The organism is Nocardioides cremeus, assembly GCF_030518195.1.
Classification (GTDB): Bacteria; Actinomycetota; Actinomycetes; order Propionibacteriales; family Nocardioidaceae; genus Nocardioides; species Nocardioides cremeus.
On record NZ_JAULSC010000382.1, the window covers coordinates 1 to 238 of the forward strand.

Consider the following 238-nt stretch of genomic DNA (forward strand, 5'->3'; position numbering starts at 1 on the left):
TCGAGCACCGGGTGACCGAGCCGACCGACCACCTCGCGATCTTCGCCGGCTCCTCGCAGCGCCTGGCCAACGGCAACACCCTGGTCGGCTGGGCCGCCGAGCGGCGGGTCATGGCCAGCGTGGTCGGCCGCGACGGCGAGGTGCTGTGGTCGGTGCGCGACGCGAGCAACCCCACCGACCGGGCGTTCTTCAGCTACCGGGCAGCGCTGGGCGCGGTGCCCGACGCCACGCCACCCAC

At 74.8% G+C, this 238-nt stretch carries 1 protein-coding gene; it reads left to right on the forward strand.

The genetic code is table 11. The features are described from left to right. Nucleotides 1–11 precede the first annotated feature (11 nt). On the forward strand, nt 12–238 hold a 227-nt coding region (locus tag QWJ41_RS22580), incomplete at its 3' end, for a hypothetical protein (protein ID WP_302710527.1).